The 20,926-nt window shown below is 35.2% G+C and carries 20 protein-coding genes and 1 pseudogene; 10 read left to right on the top strand and 11 right to left on the bottom strand.

The genetic code is table 11. The features are described from left to right. Window position 1: 1 nt before the first annotated feature. The 3 genes from CIT01_03495 to CIT01_03485 all read left to right on the top strand — a co-directional run bounded on the left by CIT01_03495 (window position 2) and on the right by CIT01_03485 (window position 4,102). Window positions 2-2,293 (top strand): phosphoenolpyruvate synthase, encoded by a 2,292-nt coding sequence (locus CIT01_03495; protein ID AXV37329.1) that lies wholly within the window; start codon window positions 2-4, stop codon window positions 2,291-2,293. A gap of 71 nt (window positions 2,294-2,364) precedes the next feature. Beyond that, window positions 2,365-3,516 (top strand): tyrosine decarboxylase MfnA, encoded by a 1,152-nt coding sequence (locus CIT01_03490; protein AXV37328.1) that lies wholly within the window; start codon window positions 2,365-2,367, stop codon window positions 3,514-3,516. 79 nt (window positions 3,517-3,595) lie between these two features. Next, window positions 3,596-4,102: a fumarate hydratase gene (locus CIT01_03485; GenBank protein AXV37327.1), complete on the top strand. Its 507-nt coding sequence runs from the start codon at window positions 3,596-3,598 to the stop codon at window positions 4,100-4,102. On the opposite strand, the gene upp is transcribed toward CIT01_03485, so the two are convergent. Then, a complete protein-coding gene (gene upp / locus CIT01_03480; protein AXV37326.1) occupies window positions 4,099-4,731 on the bottom strand; it encodes a uracil phosphoribosyltransferase in 633 nt (210 codons plus the stop codon). The genes CIT01_03485 and upp overlap by 4 nt on opposite strands. A 345-nt stretch (window positions 4,732-5,076) precedes the next feature. On the opposite strand from upp, the pseudogene CIT01_03475 reads away from it, so the two are divergent. The 3 genes and pseudogenes from CIT01_03475 to CIT01_03465 all read left to right on the top strand — a co-directional run bounded on the left by CIT01_03475 (window position 5,077) and on the right by CIT01_03465 (window position 8,165). Further along, a pseudogene (locus tag CIT01_03475) lies at window positions 5,077-5,565 on the top strand (hypothetical protein). Between the two features lie 40 nt (window positions 5,566-5,605). Further along, window positions 5,606-6,613, top strand: a complete 1,008-nt coding sequence (locus CIT01_03470) for a DUF389 domain-containing protein (GenBank protein ID AXV37325.1) — start codon at window positions 5,606-5,608, stop codon at window positions 6,611-6,613. Window positions 6,614-7,115: 502 nt separating this feature from the next. Next, window positions 7,116-8,165 carry a quinoprotein glucose dehydrogenase gene (locus CIT01_03465; protein AXV37324.1) on the top strand — a complete coding sequence of 350 codons (1,050 nt, stop codon included), beginning with the start codon at window positions 7,116-7,118 and terminating at the stop codon, window positions 8,163-8,165. Window positions 8,166-8,185: 20 nt separating this feature from the next. On the opposite strand, the gene CIT01_03460 is transcribed toward CIT01_03465, so the two are convergent. The 5 genes from CIT01_03460 to CIT01_03440 all read right to left on the bottom strand — a co-directional run bounded on the left by CIT01_03460 (window position 8,186) and on the right by CIT01_03440 (window position 11,210). Beyond that, on the bottom strand, window positions 8,186-8,725 hold the full coding sequence (locus CIT01_03460) for a tRNA (cytidine(56)-2'-O)-methyltransferase (GenBank protein ID AXV37323.1): 540 nt from the start codon (window positions 8,723-8,725) through the stop codon (window positions 8,186-8,188). Then, window positions 8,707-9,480, bottom strand: a complete 774-nt coding sequence (gene cobS, locus CIT01_03455; GenBank protein AXV37322.1) for an adenosylcobinamide-GDP ribazoletransferase — start codon at window positions 9,478-9,480, stop codon at window positions 8,707-8,709. Before cobS ends, CIT01_03460 begins: the two co-directional genes overlap by 19 nt. Beyond that, entirely contained in the window at window positions 9,477-10,556 is a 1,080-nt protein-coding gene (locus CIT01_03450) for a hypothetical protein (protein ID AXV37321.1), read from the bottom strand. The genes cobS and CIT01_03450 overlap by 4 nt, the downstream gene beginning before the upstream one ends. A 66-nt stretch (window positions 10,557-10,622) precedes the next feature. Next, complete coding sequence (locus CIT01_03445; GenBank protein AXV37320.1) at window positions 10,623-10,850, bottom strand: hypothetical protein; 228 nt, start codon at window positions 10,848-10,850, stop codon at window positions 10,623-10,625. A 120-nt stretch (window positions 10,851-10,970) separates the two neighbouring features. After that, the gene (locus tag CIT01_03440) at window positions 10,971-11,210 is read right to left on the bottom strand and encodes a hypothetical protein (GenBank protein AXV37319.1); all 240 of its coding nucleotides are present in this window, start codon (window positions 11,208-11,210) and stop codon (window positions 10,971-10,973) included. 246 nt (window positions 11,211-11,456) lie between these two features. On the opposite strand from CIT01_03440, the gene CIT01_03435 reads away from it, so the two are divergent. The 4 genes from CIT01_03435 (at window position 11,457) to queC (ending at window position 14,354) form a co-directional block, all read left to right on the top strand. Continuing rightward, on the top strand, window positions 11,457-11,966 hold the full coding sequence (locus CIT01_03435) for a hypothetical protein (GenBank protein ID AXV37318.1): 510 nt from the start codon (window positions 11,457-11,459) through the stop codon (window positions 11,964-11,966). Between the two features lie 175 nt (window positions 11,967-12,141). Beyond that, a complete protein-coding gene (locus CIT01_03430) occupies window positions 12,142-12,381 on the top strand; it encodes a hypothetical protein (protein AXV37317.1) in 240 nt (79 codons plus the stop codon). Then, complete coding sequence (locus tag CIT01_03425; protein ID AXV37316.1) at window positions 12,365-13,579, top strand: TIGR00299 family protein; 1,215 nt, start codon at window positions 12,365-12,367, stop codon at window positions 13,577-13,579. The genes CIT01_03430 and CIT01_03425 overlap by 17 nt, the downstream gene beginning before the upstream one ends. Window positions 13,580-13,664: 85 nt before the next feature. Further along, the gene (gene queC, locus CIT01_03420; protein ID AXV37315.1) at window positions 13,665-14,354 is read left to right on the top strand and encodes a 7-cyano-7-deazaguanine synthase QueC; all 690 of its coding nucleotides are present in this window, start codon (window positions 13,665-13,667) and stop codon (window positions 14,352-14,354) included. A gap of 101 nt (window positions 14,355-14,455) precedes the next feature. On the opposite strand, the gene oadA is transcribed toward queC, so the two are convergent. From oadA to CIT01_03395, 5 genes are all read right to left on the bottom strand, one after another. Beyond that, a complete protein-coding gene (gene oadA / locus CIT01_03415) occupies window positions 14,456-16,177 on the bottom strand; it encodes an oxaloacetate decarboxylase subunit alpha (GenBank protein ID AXV37314.1) in 1,722 nt (573 codons plus the stop codon). A 341-nt stretch (window positions 16,178-16,518) separates the two neighbouring features. Continuing rightward, the gene (locus CIT01_03410; protein ID AXV37313.1) at window positions 16,519-17,613 is read right to left on the bottom strand and encodes an inositol-3-phosphate synthase; all 1,095 of its coding nucleotides are present in this window, start codon (window positions 17,611-17,613) and stop codon (window positions 16,519-16,521) included. A 282-nt stretch (window positions 17,614-17,895) separates the two neighbouring features. Then, the gene (locus tag CIT01_03405; GenBank protein AXV37312.1) at window positions 17,896-18,321 is read right to left on the bottom strand and encodes a small multi-drug export protein; all 426 of its coding nucleotides are present in this window, start codon (window positions 18,319-18,321) and stop codon (window positions 17,896-17,898) included. Between the two features lie 53 nt (window positions 18,322-18,374). After that, entirely contained in the window at window positions 18,375-19,325 is a 951-nt protein-coding gene (locus CIT01_03400; GenBank protein AXV37311.1) for a hypothetical protein, read from the bottom strand. Between the two features lie 47 nt (window positions 19,326-19,372). Beyond that, on the bottom strand, window positions 19,373-20,542 hold the full coding sequence (locus tag CIT01_03395) for a hypothetical protein (GenBank protein AXV37310.1): 1,170 nt from the start codon (window positions 20,540-20,542) through the stop codon (window positions 19,373-19,375). Window positions 20,543-20,926: the final 384 nt, after the last annotated feature.

Raw genomic sequence — 20,926 nt, 5'->3', positions numbered from 1 at the left:
CATGAAGAATGTCGCATATTTTGATGAGCTAAACAAAGAAGATGTTGCAATTGCAGGTGGAAAAGGAGCAAATTTAGGTGAATTAACCCAGGCAGGAATTCCAGTTCCGCCAGGATTTGTGGTTACATCAGCAACCTACGAAAGATTCATAAATGAAACCGGAATTTTTGATGAAATCATGGACATTCTTGATGCTTTGGATGTTCATAATAATAAAGAACTCCAAAACGCTGCTGTACGCATAAAAAAGATCATTATGGATGCATGGGTCCCTGATGAAATAAAAACCCTTATTACTGAATCTTATAACGCCCTTTGCGATAAAATTGGCAAAGAAAACGCATTTGTGGCCATAAGATCTTCTGCTACTGCAGAAGATTTGCCTGAAGCATCTTTTGCAGGTCAACAAGATACTTATCTTAATATAAGCGGTTCTGAAGATGTCGTAAAATATGTTCAAAAATGTTGGGCTTCTCTTTTCGGTGCTAGAGCAATTTTTTATCGTGAAGAAAATGATTTTGATCATTCAAAGGTTTACATCGCAGTTGTGGTTCAGGAAATGGTGGATGCTGAGAAAGCAGGTGTAATGTTCACGGTACACCCATCGACCGGTGAAGAAAAAATATTAATCGAAGCTTCATGGGGATTGGGCGAAGCTGTTGTTTCTGGAACTGTTACACCAGATACTTACTGGATAGATAAAAAAACCGGCGAAATTCTGGATACCATGGTCAGTGAAAAAAATGTCATGTTCCATAAGGATCCCCAGTCTGGCAGGACAGTCAAAGTAGAAGTTCCTGAAGACATGAAGAACAAACAGGTACTAACTGCTGAAGAGATGGCAGAACTCACAGAACTTGGAAAAAATATACATAGTCACTATAACTTCCCACAAGACACAGAATGGGCTATTGAAGATGGAAAGGTTTACATGTTACAATCAAGGCCAGTAACCACTCTGGATAAATCATCAAATCAAGAGGATGGGGAAGAAATGGAAGACGAAAGAACCATTATAACCAAAGGATTAGGTGCAAGTCCTGGCATGGGCTCTGGAGCAGTAAAAATTGTAAGAGAGATAGATGAACTGGATAAAGTGGAAACCGGTGATATTTTAGTAACAGTCATGACCACTCCCGATATGGTGCCGGCCATGAAACGGGCCAGTGGAATCATAACTGATGAAGGCGGTGTAACCTGTCATGCAGCTATAGTATCTCGAGAATTAGGAATTCCCTGTGTAGTTGGAACTACAGATGCCACACAAATCCTGGATGAAAATCAACTGGTAACTATAGATGGAAATAAGGGAATTGTTTATAAAGGTAAACTCAAAGTAGCTGAAAAAGTTGAAGTTGAAAGACAGCAGGCAGTGGTGCAATCACCAATACTCACAGTTACCGATGTTAAAGTGAATGTCAGCATGCCGGAGGCAGCTAAAAAAGCTTCGCAAACTGGTGCAGATGGTGTCGGCCTACTTAGGACGGAACACATGATGTTAACTGCCGGTGTGCACCCTATCAAATTCATAAAAGACGGTCGTGAAGACGAACTCATTCACATACTTATGGAAAATATTCTAAAAGTGGTGGATGCCTTCTATCCTAAACCAGTATGGTACAGAACACTGGATGCTCCAACTGACGAATTCAAAACATTAGACGGTGGAGAAGATGAACCATACGAACACAACCCTATGCTGGGTTGGAGGGGTATCAGACGGGAACTAGATCAACCAGATATTCTCAGAGCAGAATTTAAGGCCATAAAAAAATTACATGAACAGGGCTATACCAATATAGGCATAATGATTCCATTAGTCCAGCATCCAGATGAACTGCGCAAGGCCAAGCAAATAGCAGAAGAAGTTGGTTTAAAACCACAGAAAAATATAGAATTTGGTATTATGGTGGAAACACCTGCAGCGGCCATGGTGATTGAAGATTTCATTGATGTTGGAATAGATTTTGCCAGTTTTGGAACCAACGATCTTACCCAGTACACATTGGCCATTGATAGAAACAATGAAAATGTAGCTGGCCTTTACAGTGAAGGACACCCTGCTGTACTAAAATTGATAGCACGGGTTATCAAAAAATGTAATGCTGCTGGAGTAAAAACCAGTATATGTGGACAGGCAGGAAGTATTCCACATATTGTGGAAAAATTAGTGGAACTTGGAATTGACAGTGTATCTGCAAATACTGATGCTGTGCCAGCCGTAAGAGAAACAGTAGCTCGAATAGAGAAGAAACTGGTTTTAAAAGCTGCCCGAAAAATGATGCAGGAATAAAAATATCATAATTCTTTTTTTTAAATTTTAATACTATTTTTTTAATCAGTTATTTTTTTCAGGTAATTAATATGGATGAAAATAGATTTTCAAAAGAGGAAGTATTCCAGAAACTCAGAGAATTTCAGAAAGAGGATTTAACCCACCGATCTGGAAAGATATTAGGGTCTATGTGCACCTGTCCTCATGAAGTCGGAAGAAAAGCTTATGCCATGTTTTTAGAATCTAATCTGGGAGATCCTGGTTTATTTAAAGGCACTCAGAAACTTGAAAGAGAATCTATAGAGCTTCTTGGAAGTATCCTTGGCTCAAAGAATGTTTTTGGCCATATAATTACTGGAGGAACCGAAGCAAACATTATGGCTATGCGTGCTGCCAGAAACTGTTCGAATGTACAAAATCCAGAAATAATTGTGCCAAAATCGGCTCATTTTTCCTTTAAAAAAGCAGCAGATATTCTATCTCTTAAACTGAAAGAAGCAAAGCTTGATGATGATTATAAAATGGATTTAGATTCAGTAATGGAACTATTATCTGATAGAACTGTGGCGGTGGTAGGTGTGGCTGGAACCACTGAACTGGGAAAGATTGACCCCATACCGGAACTCTCCAAAATATGCACAGAACAGGAAATTTATTTACATGTTGATGCCGCATTCGGTGGTTTTATTATACCTTTCTTAAAGGAGATTGGTTATGATCTTCCTGACTTTGATTTTTCATTGGATGGTGTATGTTCCCTGACCATTGATCCGCATAAAATGGGTTTAGCACCTATACCTACCGGCGGTATATTGTTCCGGGATGAAAAATATCTGGATGTTATGAGTATAGAAACTCCCTATTTAACCGAAAAAAAACAGTCAACTATTGTAGGCACCCGAACTGGTGCTTCAGCAGCTGCTACATGGGCGCTTTTAAAATATATGGGAAAAGAAGGGTACACGGCTCTGTCCAGAAACTGCATGGAAATTACAAAAACCCTGGCCCAGGGACTAAAAGAGTTAGGACTGGAATTAATAACTGAACCAGAACTAAATATAGTGGCTTTTAAATCAGAAAAAATGTCTGTAGATGAACTTGCACAGAAATTGAGTGATAAAGGATGGGCAGTATCTATATCTTCCTATCCGCGAGCTATAAGAATTATAGTAATGCCTCATATCAAAAAAGAACATATTACACAATTTTTAAGTGATTTAAAACAAATAACTGCGAATTAATCATAATTATTGTAATTGATCATATTTTCATTGAATCTCAGAAGTTTTTTGATATTATACTTTTAATGCGGTGGTTACTATGAAAAAAATTAAAACACCAGTTAAAACTGAGGTAATTGAAACTCTGGATATAGGAGACCGGGTTGAGATATACGGTAAAATATTTACTGGTAGAGATGCAGCTTTACCAAAACTGGTTAAAAAACTGGAAGATGGCAGTAATCTTTTGGATCTAGAAGGATCAGTGATAATGCACACTGCAGTAAGTGACGCAGGAATAGCACCCACCAGCAGTAACAAGGAAGATATTGAGGGAAGCATACCATTACTTGCTAAGTATGGTGTTAAAATACATTTAGGTAAGGGAATATTGAAACAAGAAACTATAGATACATTAAATACTGAAAATTCAGTATATGTGGTTACACCGCCGGTAGCTGCACTTTTAACCAGTAAAGTTTTATTTAAAAAAGTAGCGGCCTTTTCTGAGGAAGGAATGGAAGCAATCTATGAATTGGAAGTTGATGGAATCCCAGGTATTGTGGCAGCAGCCCACGGAAAATCCATATATAACAAAAGTAACTAATTAGGCTTACCAAAAGCCAGATCTCCTGCATCTCCCAATCCAGGTATAATATAACCTTCCTTACTCAACTCTTTTTCAATGGAACAAGTGTATATTTCAATTTCAGGGTGATTGTTAATTACCTTTGCTATACCCTCATCAGTAGAGATTATATTAAAAAGTACAAGTCTTTTAGGTGTTCCAAACTTTTTTATGGCTTTTAAAATTGTGTTCATAGTATTGCCTGTGGCTAACATAGGATCAGCCACAATAATTATCTTTCCATCTAAGTTAGGTATTTTCATATAATCCATTTTCACCTTAAAGGGAGGCTCATCTTCTCTCCAGGCACCAACCACCCCGCACTGGGCTTCAGGGAAAACTCTCATAATACCATCAACTAAGGGGATAGCTGCCCTTAATATGCTTATAACCACAACGTCCTTTTTATTTTTTACTTTGATTCCTTTAGCAAATCCTAAAGGTGTTTCTACTTTAACTGAATTTCGTTCCATGGTATTTATGAATTCATAACTTATTAGGCGACCAAGTTCAACCACACCCGAGCGAAATTGGACACTATCTACTCCCTTCTTCCTGATCTTGGTGAGAATTTCCTGGGCCAGTATATGATCAACAATTTTTAACATCTTTAATCACTTTTTTTAGATTTATTAGTATTTTAATTGGATAATATCACATAATAACTTTATATTAAAACTTATATATAACACTCTAAGGCCTATATTTGTTTTATATTTTATTAAAATTTATTTTTTAGTTTCATTTTTCAATTTTTAAAAAATCCTATTGTTTATATTTTATTTATCTAAAGATAAATACAGAATTCTCTTATTTTTGATAACTATAGAAAAATATGACGATGATATGGCAGGTAATGGTAATATGGCAGATACAAACACTTATGTGATAAAATTCGAAGAAAAAGGCCTTCCAATAGAAAAAATAGGAGGTAAGGCACTTAATTTAGGTAAATGTCATCTAATGTAATATCCCAGCATTATGAACAGTTTGGAAAAGCTGTGGGAAAAATTGATATTGATGGCGAATCAGTTGAAATTAATGCATTGGGTGAACGAGATTTGAGCCGCGGTATTAGGCACTGGAGATCTCCTAAGATGTGGATGTGGATTAATTCCCAGTTATCTGACGATGAATCCTTTAATATTACTAAAATCTCTGTTGATGAAGGAGATATAAATGCAGGATATTTCTATAAGGATTCAGTAAATGAACCACTCGCTAAATCAGATATAGATGTAAAATTTAGTGAGGGAATTCCTTCTAATTTTTCAATGATCTTATCTGACAAAAAAGGTATGAAATATACAGTAGAGGGAGAAGTTATAATATATGGAATGGTTCCGGTTGATAGAGATATGATCATCATAGAAACACTTTTTAAATACAATTGGGATGGTAAAGAAGGTTATGGTGTGGCCGAGTTTTTAGTTCCTAAGTAATATAACCAGGTTTATACTATATAATATTGGAGAATTGAAAATGAAACAATCTATTGGTACATTGCTGCACGGGGATCCTGTTGATGAAGCAGAAGTAAAAAGAATTCGAGATTTAGTAGTATATGAAGGTGAGGATGTTAAAAAAAAGTTGGTAAAATTTTTCTGTCTGCTTATTCTTGCTTCGGGGATTTCTACCTATGGGCTTCTTGGAGATTCTGTAGCCGTAATTATAGGTGCCATGATTATCGCGCCTCTAATGCTACCTATTATGGGTCTTGCTTTTAGTATCAGCGCAAGTGATAGTTTGGCTATCAAGACTTCACTATTGGTAAGTCTGGGAGGAATTGCCACTGCCATTGGAGTTGGATTCTTATTAACCTTGCCTATGACCAGTTTTTTTCAACCGGAAAACATAGGCCAAGTTATTGTTAGAACTTCTCCACGTCTTCTAGACCTTTTAGCTGCTCTAGTTACTGGGGTTGCTGGTGCTTTTGCAATGTCCCGCCATGATGTTTCTGATACATTGCCAGGAGTAGCCATTGCCATATCTCTTGTTCCTCCATTAGCAAATGTGGGTATTCTATTGGCAAGTTCCAACTATTCCTTGGCCCTGGGTAGCCTTTTACTTTTTATGACAAATTATTTCGCCATACTCGTTACTGGAACTGCTCTTTTTGGTATCATGGGTTTTTCTAAGATAGCAGTGAAAGATAAGTCTCAAATTGCCAAAAAAAGGGGTATAGCCATTGCTACAGTTATGATGGTTTTGATTTCTGTACCTCTAGCCTATACTGGTTACACAATCTATATTGATAATAGCATTACTGGAACCATAACTGAGGCATCAAGTACTTGGTTGAGTGGCAGTAGATATGAGTTGGTCTCTGTTGATGCTGAATCTAAAGAAGATATTGTAACTGTAAGAATCATAGGAAATGGACAACTTCCATCTCTTAAAAAACTTGAAGCAATGGTAAAAGATAAAATTCATGGAAGAAAAATCAAGCTGGAAGTAGTCTATTCAAATAATTATGTTTTGAACAGTTAAAAACAAATTTGAGCCAATTTTATAAATAAGGTGATTGAATCTTTATTTAATCTAATCTAATTGATAATAAAGAGGAGATTTATTCTGATTTTTAGTTTCTATCTTTTAATAAAGTTTAGCCATTATAATTACTATTTTAAATTTTATTATTTTTAAAATATTGTTATTCAAAATTAACTAAAGAATACTTACTAAATTTGAAAAATATTTAATTATAACCATTAAAATAATAAACTCGCTGAAAACGAAAAATTTTTTAGTTCCCTTTATAAAATAATATTAAAAGGGGATTTAATTGAAATATGATCAAAAAAATGTTTATTTATAATAATTCTATTGTTTATTTTAAGTTATTCAGGGTTTGTATTTGCTGCAGAAATGCCCTGTCCTAATAGTGGTGCTATTTAAAGTTCCTAATACTATGGTTTTCATAGAACTTTGATCATTTAACGAATTAAATGATTTATTAGAATAAAATCAATAAAAGGTTAGGGGGAATGGAATGCAGAAAAAATTCATTGTTTTTGTGGGAATATTAATTATTATAACTGTCGCCTTGATTGTATTACTTGTTCCAAGTTCTGTAGATGAATCTGGATATCAGTCTGAGGTAATACTTACCAATCTGGACACACCATGGGCCATGGCATTTTTACCTGATGATAGGATGATATTCACGGAAAGAGGAGGTAAAGTAAAGATATGGGATGGAAATCAGGTTCAAGAAGTTGGAAACGTTAATGTAAAAGAGGTTAGTGAGTCTGGTCTTTTAGGAATAGCTGTTGATCCTGATTTTAATAACAACAAGTACGTCTATCTATATTATACTACACAGAATAATGGAAATAGAATTTCCAGGTTTACATTGAACACAAATCTTACCAATGAAACAGTTCTACTGGATAACATCCCCAGTTCTGGTATTCACAATGGAGGCAGATTGAAATTTGGTCCAGATGGTAAACTTTATGCTACCACGGGTGATGCTGGCAATGAACTTCTGGCTCAAGACAATAACTCTTTAGCCGGTAAAATATTGAGATTAAACAAGGACGGAACAGTACCGGCTGATAATCCATTCAATAATTATGTCTGGTCTTATGGACACCGAGATCCTCAGGGCATAACCTGGAATACTTCCAATGGATTAATGTATGCTTCAGAACACGGGGCCACTAGAAATGATGAGATAAATATCATAGAAAAAGGGGGAAACTATGGATGGCCTATTGTAGAGTGTGATAACAGTACTGATGGATATATTAATGCTATCCGATGTTTTAGTGAATTTACCCTGGCACCGTCTGGAATGGCCTTCTATAAAAACTCTCTTTTTGTGGCAGGTCTAAGGGGTAATCAGCTTAGACGACTGTATCTGGATAGTTCTGGCATGGAGATCACCCGTGAGGATGAACTTTTCAATAATCTTGGCAGAATAAGAGATGTAGTCGAACACAAAGGTTACCTTTACATTGCTACATCTAATAAAGATGGAAGGGGGGTGCCTAAAATTGATGATGATAAGATCATCAGAATAAAAGTGGGTAATTAAATAGGAAAAAATTTAATTTTTTATTTATCCTCTTTTTGGGTAACCACTTTTTTACCCCGAGCTGTGGGAATAACCTTCATTTCTCCACCTTCAAAATTTAGTTCTAGCTCTTTTCCCTCAAATAACATGTGTAAGAATAGGGCCAGTGATGAAACTTCAGAATGGGGTTGGGATGTAACAGAAACATTATGATCAGCCTTTTTATAAACTTTAGTTGGAACTCTGGAGCCGCCAACCACTATTAATTTATCTTTTGGGGAATTTTTTATCTCTTTTATAGCTTCCTGTACTGGAGTGCCGTACATGGTAAGATGAACAATTTCTCCACCATTTTTTTGCCATTCTTCCATTAAATTCTCCCAATTTTTCTGATATCCAATTTTAAAATTTCCTCCCCACCTTCTAACCACATCTTCAACATTTTCCATGAGTTTAGAATCTTTTTCACCACTTAAAATAGTTTTAGATGCTCCAAAAGCCCGGGCAGTTAAACAAACATGGGTGGTGATTCGGGCATCCCTTTTTCTTCTGTGATCTAATCTTAAAACATTAACGTCCACGGTATCACCATGCTGGTCATTACTAATAAAGATAACATTCTTCCTACTTCATTGGAAGCACCTAAAATATCACCGGTAGTCCAATAAAAACTTTTCCTAGATACTACAGCCAATATAACTCCAGCTATAGTGCCACCAATAATTCCCAGAACTCCGATTACATTAAATAATATGAATCCCACTATGAAACACAAGATTAAAGATAATAACAGCAATTTCATATTCATAGATTCAATGAAAAACTTCCCAGTCCCATCTGGAAAGGGTCGAGATAAGGCACAACAGGTTATTAATCCCATTTTAGCCCCTATCTCTGATATCAGTAAAACTAGAAATATAGAACTGGGGGATATGGCATTGATCGATGCCACAGTTATTAATGCTATAATAAAAAAGGATGCTATTCCACCAGTTCCAATTCTTGAATCTCTCATTATTCCTATCTTTTTTTTATAATCGCCGTGGGCCATTAAAGCATCGCCCATGTCAATTAAACCGTCAAGGTGATGGAAACCAGTAAATGAAATGGCAAAACTGTAAACAATGGTTGCTGTGATCAACTGGTCTATAGGTAGTAGGTTCACAAAGACAAAACCCACAGCCCCTACAAATATGCCAATTATTCCACCAAGCAGAGGCCACAACCAGGTGACCTTAGCCATTTCTTCAATGCTTGTATGTATATTTAGGGGCAGTATAGTGGAGAAGGATAACAGTCCCAGCAATCCTCTAAAACCTTCTAAGATCATGATCATTCCTCAAAAATTTTTGACATGCAACCAGCAACCAGACCGGCAAAAATATCATCCAGCATAGGCCCCAAGTCACTTATAATACCAGGTTTTTCTTCATCATATCTTTTAAAATTAAATATGGCTTTGGTACCAGCAATTTGGTTCGCAATGGCCATACCTAAAACCTCATCAGTGTACAGATATGCAGGGTCATCATCCACATCAACTTCTTCAAGGCGGTGTTTCTCATAGTCCTCCTCAACCCTGATGCCGGCCATGATCAAGGTGATAACATTTATATCTTCCAGAGATTTTAAAATCTGTGCTTTAAGCTTCTGGTATAACTCATCAGTTTTCTCCACACCTACACATAAATCCATGCCCGCTTCAACTAGATCATCAATTTCTACGCCCACACTATTGATAAAATCTAATATATTTCTAAAATAACCAGAATTTCTTATGGCCTTAACTAATGCATCTCTAACACATTTTTTAACCATTTGTTGAAGTTTTATTTCGTCAGTTTCTTCTTCTGGATCTTCAAATTCTTTGCAGGCAATTAAAACTGTATCATTATTTCCACCAGTGAATAGTTCATTGAATTTGTCCCGGACATCTAATTCCCATAATGCTGAAGATTTACCTTCAACTGCGTTCATATACAATTTTAAAAGATTATCTTTGCTTAGATTTTTATCTACAAATAACAATATGTTAATATTTTTTAATGATTTTTTTCCACCTTTCATGATATCTGAAGAACTTTGGTGGTTCTTATCATTTGCCTTACTTAATTCTAAACTTACTATTGCAGTCACACAATCATAGGTGACTATTACCACATCATTGATATTAACATCATCGACTAATAAGCTAAAGGGCGGGCTAACATCTTTGTTATGATTTAATTTATCTAGAATCATTTTCGTTTCTGTAATATTAGTTTTTTTATGTTTTACCACGGATTTAACATTGAGAAAACTGTCTTTAGAATTTTGGTTAGTTAAAATTGCAAATCCTTTTTTTCTACTTATAATAAGATTTTCTTGATTAAATTTAACAATTGCATCGTTGATAGAGATAGTTTCTTCCATTAAATCACCAGGTGGAATAAAAATTAATATATAAATTTTTTTAAAATAAAATAGGAATAATCATGTCTATTTTTTTATTCTAAACATGAGGGACATCAATTCTTTGTCATATTCTTCTATATTGCTTATAGAAATCTCTAAATCTTCAAGCCACTTTATAAACTGTTGAGTTGAGATAACCACTACCTTTTCTGATTCATTTAATGAATTAAAAACTTCATCTGATTTTTCTTTATCCTCAGAAATCTCAACTTTACCTTTATTGTATATGCCGAAAGCACCCCGGAATTTCATCTAACTCCTCCTATTATAATATGATTGTTGATAATGATTCTATAACTATTTTGATTAAAAACTTATTTAATTGGATAAACTTCATATCAATTTTTTTAAGTAACTACATCCAAAATTAGATTAATTAACCCTTTTTGTTTTTTGATAAGCTTTAATTACTCTAAAATTTATTCTACCGCATTTTGGACAGGGAATTCCTTTTTTTAATTCAGGATAAACTGTGTCACAAGAAGTTTTACACAGGCCAAAGCTTTTACGAGTTTTCCAATCCACAACTGCATCTTCAGGCAGGATATATTTATTTTTACAGTTTTTATTCTGACATAGAACCATCCATTCTTTGAAATGTTGATTTTTCATGATCCCACCATGCAAGAATATGTTTATCCAGATATTTAGAAGTTTTGTGGATTTAAAAAATTTATAGATTAACAATTTTTAGGGTGAGGATAAAAATTAATTTTATAATATCTGAAAATCATAAAGTACCATGTTAAAACTGAAAATTTTTAATAGCTATTTAGAGATAAATATAATGGGAGATTTTATCCTGGATATTATTCCATGTTATTCAATCTTAAGGATAAGTGAAACGAAGGTGGTAAAGTGAAGGTCCATTTAAGGGTTTTTGTAGAGATAGAAAATCTGGGCAAGGCCATGAATGCCTTAACAGATTCAGGTATAACTGGATTTTATATTTTAGAATATAAAGGAATGTCACCAGAGGATTGGGAAGGATTTAGTATAAAAGAAGATCCTAAATCAGCCATAGGAATGATTAGAGATTATGCAAACGATGCAGTTCAGATCTGCACAGTTTTAAATGAGGAACAGGTACCTGTAGTTGAAGAATCAGTTAATAAGGCATTGGAAAATGATCGCTACACCATAATTGAAGTTCCAATTCGAAAGATAATAGTTAATTATGGAAACCAGGACAAAAAAGCAAAAGAAGTTGATGTGTGGTTCCTTGAGAAAAAAGTCCCCTGCTTTTATTGTGGGGAAGACGCTGCTCAGAGAATACGTGTAGATGTAAACAAAGCGAAAATATGGTGTACTAATTGTGGTGCAACCAGACATTATATTTTTAAAGGAGTAGAAAATCCTGAGGAGTGATTAAATGAAAATTGAACCATGGAAACTCAAAAAATCCTCAAAGTGTTATAACTGTGGAGATGCCACTATTCATGAAATCAACATAGACCAATATAAAATGACTATCTGCTGCAAGGAATGTGGATTCACCAGATATTATACTTTCCACATATTAGAAACACCTGAATAAAAAAAATTGTCATATTTTTTTATTAACTATGTATTACAATTTCAACGCCTAAAAGGGAATGTAAAGAAATTTTTTAAACCTAAATTAAGCACTCTTATTCTTAAACTAAACATTACCCCCCTTTTTAAGCTATTGGAGATATATTTATTAAATTTTTTTAGATTAAATCGAGAAGAAGTAATAATGGAATTATTGATACAAAAATTATTTTATAAGGGAGATTTAAATCATGGTGGTTATATTTGACCCTCAAAACTCAGGAATATCTGGAAACATGGTTGTGGGGGCCATGATCAATTTAGGGGCAGAACCAGATATTACAGCAGATTTGATGGAATATGCTGGATCTTATTTTGGAGATGTCACTGTAAATATAAAAGAAACAAAAAAATCAGGCATTCTGGCAACATTTGCGGAAGTTAAATGCACGGACAGGGAACCTGTTAGATATAACGATTTTATTAAAAAATTTGACAAAATTGAGCATGAGAACATCAGTAAAGATGTTTTAAATTTTTCTAAAAAAGTTTTTAAAACACTGGCTCTTGCTGAATCAAAAGTACACGGTAAAACTCTGGATAAAATACATTTTCATGAAGTAGGTGCTGCTGATGCAGTTGCTGATGTTATAGGAACAGCTTACTGTTTCCATAGTTTAGGGTTACACTCAAAAAGAGTTTTAAGCGTGCCTGTAGCTTTAGGGGGAGGCAGAATTAAAAGTATGCACGGTTCTTTAACTGTCCCTGCTCCGGCCACCATTGAAATTTTAAAGGGAGTTCCAGTAATGGGGGGTCCAGTTAATTTTGAATTAACAACCCCTACTGGGGCGGCCTTACTTGTAAATATGGTGGATGAATTCTGCACCAACTATCCCCTAGTAATAAATCGGAAAATTGGTTATGGGGCAGGAAGAATGGATCTGGAAATCCCAAATATTTTAAGGATATTAATGGCAGACTCAACGGTTCCCACCGATAAGATATCCATACTGGAAACTAATCTAGATAATGTTACCGGCGAAGTTCTAGGACATGTATTTGACAGACTTTTAGATGAAGGAGCACTGGATGTATCTTTAATATCTACCATAATGAAAAAAAATCGGCCGGGACACATTTTAAGAGTAATATCAAAACCAGAAGATTGTGATAGGTTATCAGAGGTTATTTTCAGGGAAACTGGGACTCTGGGGGTACGTGTTTTACCATATGTACATAGAAATATCCTGAAAAGGAAGATCATACCTATTAATCTGGATATAAATGGCGTCACCAGAATGATCCATGTAAAAGTGGGCATTATTGGAGATGAGATTATTAATTACAGCCCGGAATATGAAGATGCAAAATTAATCTCCAGCGAACTCAAAGTTCCCTTAAAAATTGTGATGAAAAAGGCTGAAGAAGTTTTTAAGCGGTATGTTAATAGTGGGAAATTATCATAAAATGATATAGCAGAACCATTATATTAGATGTTATTAGAATTAACAGGATACTTAACTAAATTTATAGTTTAAAAGGAGTTTTAATATGGGAAAATCAAAAGAAAAGGCAATAAGTGTTTTATCTGGAGGACTGGATTCAGCAGTGGCCACGTCCTTCTACAAGGATCGTTACGATATACATGCATTAACCTTTAACTATGGACAGAAAAGTGCTGAAATGGAGATTTCATCTGCTAAAGCAATCTGTGACGAATTAGGTATTGATCATACGGTTATTGATCTTCCCTGGATGGGTAAAATTAGTGGATCAGCCTTAACTTCCTCTAAAGAAATACCAGAACTGGAAATGAGCCAGTTAGATGATGAAGAATTATGTAACGAAACTGCGGGTCTGGTATGGGTCCCTGGCCGAAACATCGTATTTACTGCAATAGCAACTGCTTATGCTGAAGCAGAAAATGCTAAAAAAATTATAGTTGGTTGGGATTATGAGGAAGCCATAACTTTTCCTGATAATTCAAAGGAATTTCTGGAAGCCTTTAACCACCTTTTATTAATAGGTTCACCTGAAGAAATAGAGATTAAAGCCCCTTTAATAAAAAGTAACAAAAAAGAAATTGTTGAAATCGGAAAAGATATTGGGGCGCCCCTACATTTGAGTTATTCCTGTTACCTTGGGGATGAACTTCATTGCGGTGTATGTGAATCTTGTATGAGACGTAGAAGAGCCTTTGAACAGGCTGAAATTCAAGATGAAACAAAATACTCTAATTGATCAGATTTTAGACAATAAAAAAATTAATTCCTATTTTATGTGAAAAAATAAAGAAAAGACAAATAGTTTAACCTATTTTTAAATCCATATACCTATTCATCTTATTTTATAACCATCAAGGTATCTCCGGCGTTTACATTATCTCCTTCTGCAACAAATATCTCATCCAGAGTGCCGGACTGTGGTGCGTGGATGTCATTTTCCATTTTCATGGCTTCAATTACTGCCACCACATCACCTTCCTGGACCTTATCACCAGGATTAACTTTAAGTTTGAGTATCATGCCTTGCATAGTGGAGGTCACACCGCCTTCAACAGGTCCAGAAGGTTTATCTGGCATAGTGGCATCTGCAATCTCCATGTAACCGGTGGGAACAACCTTTACATCGAAAACATCACCATCGACCTCAACACTGTACTCAGTGGGTACTGCAGCAGAAGTTTCAGCTGGTCCTGTTTCTTTAGGCGGTTCCAAAGTTTCTTCTTCAGCTTCACCTTTGAGGAATTTTGGTGCAACAGCTGGATAAAGGGCATAGGTTAAGACATCCTCTTCTTTTTTAATAATACCCATATCTTCTGCTTCTTTTTTCAATTCTTCATATTGTGGTTCTAGAAGATCAGCTGGTCGAACATCAATTACTTCTTCATCGCCTATGATTTTTTTAGCGATCTCTTGATCAATAGGAGCAGGAGGTTTACCATAAAATCCTTTAATGTAATCTTTTACCTCTTTAGATACAGATTTATATCTTTCTCCACCTAAAACATTCATCACAGCCTGTATACCTACTATTTGGCTGGTGGGTGTTACTAATGGGGGGTATCCCAGTTCTTTCCTGACTTTAGGCATCTCAGCTAGAACTTCCTCATATTTATCCATTGCATTTTGTTGTTTTAGTTGGGATACCAGGTTGGAGAGCATGCCTCCAGGGATCTGATAGATTAAAACATCTGTATCAATGCCCTCAGCAATAGGATCTAATATACCACCGTATTTTTTCTTAATTTCCTCGAAATATTTCTTTATATGGGTTAAAAGTTTTAAATCAAGTCCAGTATCGTATGGGGTATTTTTAAGTGCAGCCACTATACTTTCTGTTGGGGGCTGCGATGCTCCCCATGCAAAGGGTGATATTGCTGTATCAAGAACATCCACGCCAGCTTCACAGGCGACATAATAGCTCATAGGAGTCATACCACTGGTGCAGTGGCAATGCAGATTTATGTCAAGATCAGTTTCTTCTTTAAGAGTTTTTATAAGGTTATAAGTATTTTGGGGTGATATGAGTCCGGCCATATCTTTTATTGTTACGGCATCACATTCCATTTCTTCTAATTTTTTTACAAACTCGACATATTTTTCTATGGTATGGAATGGACTGATAGTGTAAGATATAGTACCCTGTACATAAGCGCCTTGCTCCTTTGCAACTTTGATAGATTGTTCCATATTTCTAAAATCATTTAAAGCGTCAAAGATTCGGAAAACATCTATCCCATTTTCATATGATTTTTCCACGAATTTTCTGACTATGTCGTCAGGGTAGTGTTTGTAGCCCACCAGGTTTTGACCACGAAGTAACATTTGAAGGGGGGTCTTGGTTATGACTTCTTTAAGGCTTCTTAGCCTTTCCCATGGATCTTCGTTAAGGTAACGAATGCAAGTATCAAAAGTTGCACCTCCCCAAACTTCCATTGAAAAAAATCCAACTTTGTCCATTTCTTCAGCAATGGGTAACATGTCCCGAGTTCTCATTCTGGTTGCCAGAAGAGATTGATGTGCATCCCTAAATGCTGTTTCTATGATTTCTATTCTTTTCATTGTGACCCTCGTAATGTCATTGAATTACTATTTATTTCTCTATATACATAGTACTAAGTTCCATATATATTGTCCCTTTAGTATGGAGACTTCATATAATGATGGTTAAAACTTTCCTAATATCTGGCTTTAATACCCTTTTAAATTGAAATTTTTTGTGTTTAACTTAGGGAAAGCTTATTAAATAGCACACGGTGACTTTAAATTATAATATTTATTTTAAATCATTTTTTAATGTAATACTAAATTAAAAAGAAAGAGAAGTATTGTTATTAAGATTGTTATTAAAAAAAGAATTAGTTATTTTAGGCATACAATAAAAATAATAAAATAATAGGAAATTATCTTTCTCTTTTTCCGTCTATAAATTCATTGACCATGTTAAATGCTTCTTCATCAATAAACTGCTCTGGGGGGTGTTTCATGGTATAGGCAGATATGGATGTTAACTGTCCTCCGATACCACGTTCAAGGGCAAGTTTACAGCATCTCACAGCGTCTATAACACATCCGGCTGAATTGGGGGAATCTTCCACACTCAACCTTAACTCAATATTCATAGGAACATCACCAAAGGTCCTGCCTTCCATGCGCAGGAAGCAGATTTTGTTATCTTTTTGCCAGTTAACATAGTCACTGGGTCCTATATGAATATTTTCGGGTTCCAATCGTTCTGCAAGAATGGATTGAACTGCCTCGGTTTTTGATTCCTTTTTTGAATCCAGGCGAGTTCTATTTAGCATGTTAAGAAAATCGGTGTTACCACCGGTATTAAGTTGATAGGTCCGATCTAATTTAACTCCTCTCTCTTTGAAGAGGTTAGCAAGGGTTCTATGGGTTATGGTGGCACCTATTTGGGCTTTTATATCATCACCAACCATGGGTATCCCTTTTTCTTCAAATTTAGAGGCCCATTCATCGTCGCTGACAATGAAAACCGGCATGTTGTTGATGTAGGCTACTCCTGCATCCAGCGCGCACTGGGCATAAAAACGGGCCGCTTTTTCTGATCCTACTGGCAGATAGTTTAGAAGAACTTCTGCTCCACTATCCTTTAATATTTGAACAACATCTGATTCTTCTTCATCTGCAACCATAAACGTGTAATCATCTTTATAGTCTTTCATGTGTGGGGCAACACCATCTAATACTTTACCCATTGACACTCTGACTCCAGTTTCAGGAATATCTTCACAGAAAACCTGGGTGCAGTTAGGCCTGGCGAAAATGGCTTCGCTTACATCTTTTCCTACCTTTCTCTTGTCTATATCAAAAGCAGCCACAACTTCGATATCGCTGGGATTGTATCCTCCAATATCCCAGTGCATCAAACCTATAGCGTCTTCTGGTTTTTTGTCTTTATAATAGTGAATGCCCTGTATTAGTGAGCTGGCACAGTTACCCAAACCAATTATCGCTATTTTTATCTTATCCAATTGAAACACCTTTTAATGCTATTTTGAACGTTAATTGTATTATATTAATAGTATCTTAAAATAAATATCATAATTTAATTATATTAACTTTTAGGTTAATATCTCTTTTAAATTTACTTGGTACACTATTAAATGTTTCGATCAAGTTCCCTTAACTAAAACTATTCAATATATAATATTAATTTTTTATTAATAAAGGATAAATTTTTGTTCTACTCCTAAATCTGGGCCATAGGTCATTATAAATTTTAATATCCAGATATTACCTAACAAAGCATGGAATTATATGTTTAAAAAAGATATTCCATAGTATATGGCAGTTGTAAGTCCAATACTCCACAATATAATTCCTACACTCATCCAAGGCATTAAACGCCCGTTAGGGGCATCTAAAGCTACCCCAAGGGCGGTGCCCAGCCAGGCTCCGAATAATAATGGTGAAGATAATCCCAATCCAATTAAACCATATTTATTCCATATATGATAGAGGCGACTATTCTTCTTATCATCCCCCAACCGCCACTTTAAAATACGGTCCCTGATATTTTCACCAATTACCAGGATAATTAAAGCTCCAGCAATATTACCCGACGTGGAAAGTATGATAATAAGGATTGGATTTAGCTCAAATGCAAAACCAGCAGGTATGGCTACCCATAACTCTAGAATAGCCAGTCCAAAAATAGTTACTAGACTGATGACTTCCATTTATAACATTTTCTCCATTACTAGCCTCTTATAATTTTTAATTCTAGTTTTTTTTAGATCACGGTGACAGTTAAAAACACGAATAACCACCACAGTACATATAAAGCCACACTTCTTTTTAGATATAACTTGTCCATGGTTATATTGGCAAATTTCTTATTTAAATTGTAGGACATTATTACCAATATTACCAGGACCAGGGTATTGATGATCCCCAGTATGTTCAATGGATTACTGATGTAGTGGGCCAGCCAGAGTATTATGGTTAATATAAATCCTATCCAGTAAAAGTTTTTAATATAAGGATTTACTTTAAGCGCTGTTTCTAGCCATTCCTCTGATTTTTTAGCTTTAAGATTTAAGGAGAGCATGACGGTTAAAGTACCAAGGGCAATTATAATACCAACGAACTGTAAAAGGAATACCACTATATTCTTCTCAAAAAACTGCTGTTTCAGGATAGGTAATAAAACCATAGCCTGCAGGGATTCTAATGGGGGAAACGATTCAATTTCCCCAACTGCCAGTGAATACTTTCCCTGATTATTGCTATTGAAAACCTTGATATAATAGGTCCCGGCCGTTACATTCTTCCGGGCTTCCGGGCCTTCAAGGTATTGGTCCCCTCCAAATTCCTCAAAATATGGCTTCCAATCATAATCAGAACCATTTAAAAATAGGACACTATTACCTGCAGAATCAGTAACTTCTACTGACATAAAATTTTTCTGGACACCGGAGATGTCCGGTATTAAAATGCCCACATATAATTTAAATGGTTTATCTGAAGTTATCTTGTAGTACACTGGTTTTCCAGTAAGTTGGCCATAAAATGCCTGGGAAATTTCTGGCTGTTCAATCAACACGGCATTTTCTAGAAGAGAATAATCCCCATCAGTTATCCTGGGCTGGTGGGCAGCCACCAGTGATAGAGAGCATATTACAATTCCTAAGATAATTAAAAATTTAATTAGGTTGTTATTTTTATTTATTCCCTTTTTCATCAACAAGTCCCCCTTCCATTTGAAGTATTCTTATTTTGTTATATGGATTATGGGAAACCAAAAAATTGCATGGCTGGTACAAGCATTTTATAATTTGTGGTGGCCATATCTCTGGTTGGTCTGGTATCTCTTTCCACTTCTAAGGTTATACAGGACATATTATTGTCATTGGCAACTTTTCTTATGGAACCTACAATTCCTCCGATTTTTTGGCCTGTACAACCCGATTTAGATTTTATTTTGTTATACCATTTAGTTTCAGTATCATACCTGTAAAATATTAATCCTTTAGGTGAAACTCCTCCACCACTATGGTTGTCGAGTATCCTTTTAATTCCTTTCTTTTTAGCGAAGTTAACTATATTATGGCCGGGTGATCCTGGATAATTTGCAGTACGGTTGGGATCGTAAGACTTAGCATTTACTATGTAATTTCTCTGATTTTTAGCAGTATTTGCCGGGAATGCAAAAGGAACGACATAAAGTTTTCCTTTTATCTTTTTATCCTTAACACTTTCCAGATATTTCATTGTAGCTATGGATGCTTCTTCCTCATTTCCATGGATACAGGCTTCAACTAAAACGTTTTCACCGTTTCCTTCCCCTAATTCAACAACTACCCTTCCATTTTTACTCATTTCAGCTATTTTCTTAAATAAAGCGGTTTGTGGGATATTATCTGCTATTTCAGGATTTTGTAGGATGTTTCCACCATAACTTTTATCCAGATAATATATTTTATAAGCAGCTACTTTTTCTGTTTCTACTTTCTTTGGGCTGGGTTCTGTTGGAGTCCCTGATATTCCAGCTCCAGTATAATAAAGAGATTTACCAGTTATATTCCCAATTACACCATCTACAGTTAACTTCCTATCTTTTTGATATTTTTTTACAGATGCTTCCATTAGAGGACCAAAAATAGAATCTACCTTACCAGAGTAATATTTCTTGACTTTTAGTAGGCCCATATATCTATTTACAAGAGAACCTTTACTTCCTTTTTTTAAATTCACTTTTAAATTATTCAATAATGAATTTGCAGTTTCACTGTCTATCTTTCCATCTATACTGAGCTTTTTAGCTTTTTGATATGATTTTACTGCATTTTCAGTCACTGCTCCAAAATCATTATCTATTTTTCCTTTATAAAAACCCAAACTCTGTAAAAAAAGCTGGGTTAAACCAACTGTATATCCTTTACTTCCTTTTTTTAACATATTAAACCCCCCAGTTCTGTTATTAGATCTGTTTGACAACTCATAAAAACATTTATACTAACAAATAGTATTTTCATAAATAAGTCCGTAAAACTTCGCAGAACGGATATTATGAGTTAAAAGATCATCAAATAACTTTTCAATAGAAACAGGAGAAATCAGGGTAGAATAAGAGATGAAACCATTATAAAACCCAGATGAAAAATATAAAAAAAGTGTTACTTACCAAAAAGGGATTCATAGAATAATTTTGGAATATGGGATTGATTATGAGGAGTATGTGGGTTTTTTTTCAAGTGGAAAAATTAACCCGTGAGAATATTTTCATTAAAAAAGAGATAAAAAACCTGCCATACTATCAAACTAATAGAACTAGACCCCAAC

Origin of the sequence: Methanobacterium sp. BRmetb2 (assembly GCA_003491285.1) — an archaeon.
Classification (GTDB): Archaea; Methanobacteriota; Methanobacteria; order Methanobacteriales; family Methanobacteriaceae; genus UBA117.
The sequence above is the reverse complement of the archived record's forward strand: the minus strand, read 5'-3'. Positions and strand labels throughout refer to the sequence as shown.

Coding starts and splice junctions, on each gene's coding strand:
- CIT01_03490 (AXV37328.1), top strand. CDS start 2,365: ATGGATGAAAATAGATTTTCAAAAGAGGAAGTATTCCAGAAACTCAGA.
- CIT01_03445 (AXV37320.1), bottom strand. CDS start 10,850: ATGAAATTCCGGGGTGCTTTCGGCATATACAATAAAGGTAAAGTTGAG.
- CIT01_03465 (AXV37324.1), top strand. CDS start 7,116: ATGCAGAAAAAATTCATTGTTTTTGTGGGAATATTAATTATTATAACT.
- CIT01_03440 (AXV37319.1), bottom strand. CDS start 11,210: ATGAAAAATCAACATTTCAAAGAATGGATGGTTCTATGTCAGAATAAA.
- CIT01_03405 (AXV37312.1), bottom strand. CDS start 18,321: ATGGAAGTCATCAGTCTAGTAACTATTTTTGGACTGGCTATTCTAGAG.
- CIT01_03485 (AXV37327.1), top strand. CDS start 3,596: ATGAAAAAAATTAAAACACCAGTTAAAACTGAGGTAATTGAAACTCTG.
- CIT01_03470 (AXV37325.1), top strand. CDS start 5,606: ATGAAACAATCTATTGGTACATTGCTGCACGGGGATCCTGTTGATGAA.
- CIT01_03395 (AXV37310.1), bottom strand. CDS start 20,542: ATGTTAAAAAAAGGAAGTAAAGGATATACAGTTGGTTTAACCCAGCTT.
- queC (AXV37315.1), top strand. CDS start 13,665: ATGGGAAAATCAAAAGAAAAGGCAATAAGTGTTTTATCTGGAGGACTG.
- CIT01_03400 (AXV37311.1), bottom strand. CDS start 19,325: ATGAAAAAGGGAATAAATAAAAATAACAACCTAATTAAATTTTTAATT.
- CIT01_03450 (AXV37321.1), bottom strand. CDS start 10,556: ATGGAAGAAACTATCTCTATCAACGATGCAATTGTTAAATTTAATCAA.
- oadA (AXV37314.1), bottom strand. CDS start 16,177: ATGAAAAGAATAGAAATCATAGAAACAGCATTTAGGGATGCACATCAA.
- upp (AXV37326.1), bottom strand. CDS start 4,731: ATGTTAAAAATTGTTGATCATATACTGGCCCAGGAAATTCTCACCAAG.
- CIT01_03425 (AXV37316.1), top strand. CDS start 12,365: ATGGTGGTTATATTTGACCCTCAAAACTCAGGAATATCTGGAAACATG.
- cobS (AXV37322.1), bottom strand. CDS start 9,480: ATGATCATGATCTTAGAAGGTTTTAGAGGATTGCTGGGACTGTTATCC.
- CIT01_03495 (AXV37329.1), top strand. CDS start 2: ATGAAGAATGTCGCATATTTTGATGAGCTAAACAAAGAAGATGTTGCA.